This window comes from Bradyrhizobium sp., assembly GCF_049581145.1.
In the GTDB taxonomy this organism is placed as follows: domain Bacteria; phylum Pseudomonadota; class Alphaproteobacteria; order Rhizobiales; family Xanthobacteraceae; genus Bradyrhizobium.
In genome coordinates this window covers 1-2,208 of the sequence record NZ_JBAURI010001103.1, presented here as the reverse complement: position 1 = coordinate 2,208, position 2,208 = coordinate 1, and the positions used below count along the sequence as shown (strand labels likewise).

Here is a 2,208-nt window from a genome sequence, read left to right as displayed (position 1 = left end):
GCGCTCGGGTCAGGCGCCGCATCGGCTGCCGACAATGTCATCAAGATCGGCGTGCTGAACGATCAGTCCGGCGTGTTCGCAGACAATGGCGGCAGGGGATCGGTGGCGGCAGCGCGGCTCGCAGCGGAAGATTTCGGCAACGAAATTCTCGGCAAGAAGATCGAGATCGTTTCGGCCGACCATCAGAACAAGCCGGACATCGCCGCCGCGACGGCGCGCAAATGGTTCGACAATGAGGGTGTCGACGTGATTGCCGACGGGGCCGCCTCATCGGCAGGCTTTGCCATCCTCGAAGTCGCGCGACAGAAGAACAGGATCTTCCTCATCAGCGGACCCGGATCTTCGGACTTCACCGGAAAAGCCTGTTCACCGGTCAGCTTCCACTTCAATTACGACACCTATGCGCTATCCAAGCTGACCAGCGACGCCATCACGCGGGCGGGCGGCAAGACCTGGTACTTCATCACGGCGGACTACGCCTTCGGCCACGCGCTGCAGCGCGACGCCACCAAGTTCATCGAGGCGGCCGGTGGCCAGGTGGTCGGCTCGGCGGCGCACCCGCTGGGGACCGCCGACTTTGCCTCGTTCCTGCTGCAGGCGCAGTCGTCCAAGGCGCAAGTCGTCGGGCTTGCCACATCGGGCGCGGATGTTCAGACCGCGATCAAACAGGCCGGCGAGTTCGGCATCGTCGAGGGCGGCCAGAGCCTGGCGGGTCTTCTCGTCTTCATTACCGACGTCAACGCCCTCGGCCTGAAAGTGACGCAGGGTCTCCAGGTGACCACATCATTCTATTGGGACCTGAACGACGAGACCCGCGCCTGGTCAAAGCGCTATGCGGCCATGATGGATGGCAAGGTCGCCAGCATGGTGCAAGCCGGGGTCTATAGCGGCGTACATCACTATCTTGCCGCGGTGAAGGCGGCGGGGACCACGGATCCCACGATCGTCGCGGCCAAGATGCACGAAATGAAGGTCAACGACATGTACAACAAGGACGTCACGATCCGTCCCGACGGCCGCGTGTTGCACACCATGTATCTGGTCCAGGTGAAGAAGCCGGCCGAATCGAAATACGCCTACGATGACTACAAGATCGTCAGCACGAAGCCGGGCGCAGAGGTATTTCGTCCGATGGCCGACGGCGACTGTCCGCTGGTCAAGTAGCTGCGTCGATCCGGCAAGTGCGCGAGCTGCAGCCGAGCCGGCGCACACAAAGTCAAAGGAGAAGGCAATCATGTCTGGCGCCATTGGATTCATCGGTCTCGGAGTGATGGGTGAGCCGATTTGCCGCAATCTCATGCGCAAAAGCGGGCAGCCGGTCATGGCGTTTGATCTCGCGCAAGAGCCGATGGCGCGTATGGCGGCCGACGGCGCCACAGCAGCAAACTCCGTGGCCGATGTCGTGGGCGGAAGCGAGATCGTGTTCCTCTGTCTGCCAAGCGCCGGGCACGTGTCGTCCGTCTTCGAGGGCGAGGCGGGCCTATTGCAGTCGGTTCGTGGCGGCCACACGGTCGTCGATCTCGGCACGTCCGAAGTCGGCCTCACCCGCGATTTCGCGCGCCGGCTCGCGGAGAAGGGCGCGGTGTGGATCGACGCGCCGATCGCCCGAACCCGTCAGGCTGCGCGGGATGGCACGCTCAGCGTCATGGTCGGCGCCTCGCCCGAGCACTATGCAAGGCTCGAACCGCTGATCCGGCACTTTGCCACCGACGTGACCCTGTGTGGCGCCACTGGCGCCGGCCAAGTAACGAAGATCCTCAACAACATGGTGCTGTTCGAAACCGTCAATGCACTGGCGGAAGCCGTTGCGATCGCCAGGCACTCGGGCGTCGAACCGAAGCTGCTGCTGGAGACGCTTTCCAAGGGCTCAGCGGACAGTTTTGCGCTCCGCAACCACGGCATGAAGGCGATCGTTCCGGGCGAGTTTCCGCTGCGGGCCTTCTCAACGGAATATGCCCTGAAGGACCTGAGCTACGCGCTCGACTTGGCCGCGCAGGCCGGCCTCAATCCTCGCGGCGCCGCGCTGGTGCGCGCCATCTTCGAGGAGACGATCGACAAGGGAATGGGCGGCGCGTACTTTCCCGTCATCGCCAAGCTGATTGATGCCGAGGAATCTGGCAACTAGGAGACCGTATGGCTTCGCCCGGCGTCGCTGCCGTCGATCGCGCGCTGACCATCCTGGCGGCATTCGAGAGCGAACCTTTACCC

General features: G+C 63.4%; 2 protein-coding genes. Both read left to right on the top strand.

Annotated elements, in window-relative coordinates; genetic code table 11:
• Positions 1-1,164 (top strand): ABC transporter substrate-binding protein (locus WCB02_RS35485; RefSeq protein WP_423966091.1); only part of this gene is annotated, 1,164 nt, incomplete at its 5' end.
• A 70-nt stretch (positions 1,165-1,234) separates the two neighbouring features.
• Positions 1,235-2,125, top strand: coding sequence for an NAD(P)-dependent oxidoreductase (locus tag WCB02_RS35480; protein WP_423966089.1), 891 nt, complete (start codon positions 1,235-1,237; stop codon positions 2,123-2,125).
• Positions 2,126-2,208: the final 83 nt, after the last annotated feature.

Coding starts and splice junctions, on each gene's coding strand:
- WCB02_RS35480 (WP_423966089.1), top strand. CDS start 1,235: ATGTCTGGCGCCATTGGATTCATCGGTCTCGGAGTGATGGGTGAGCCG.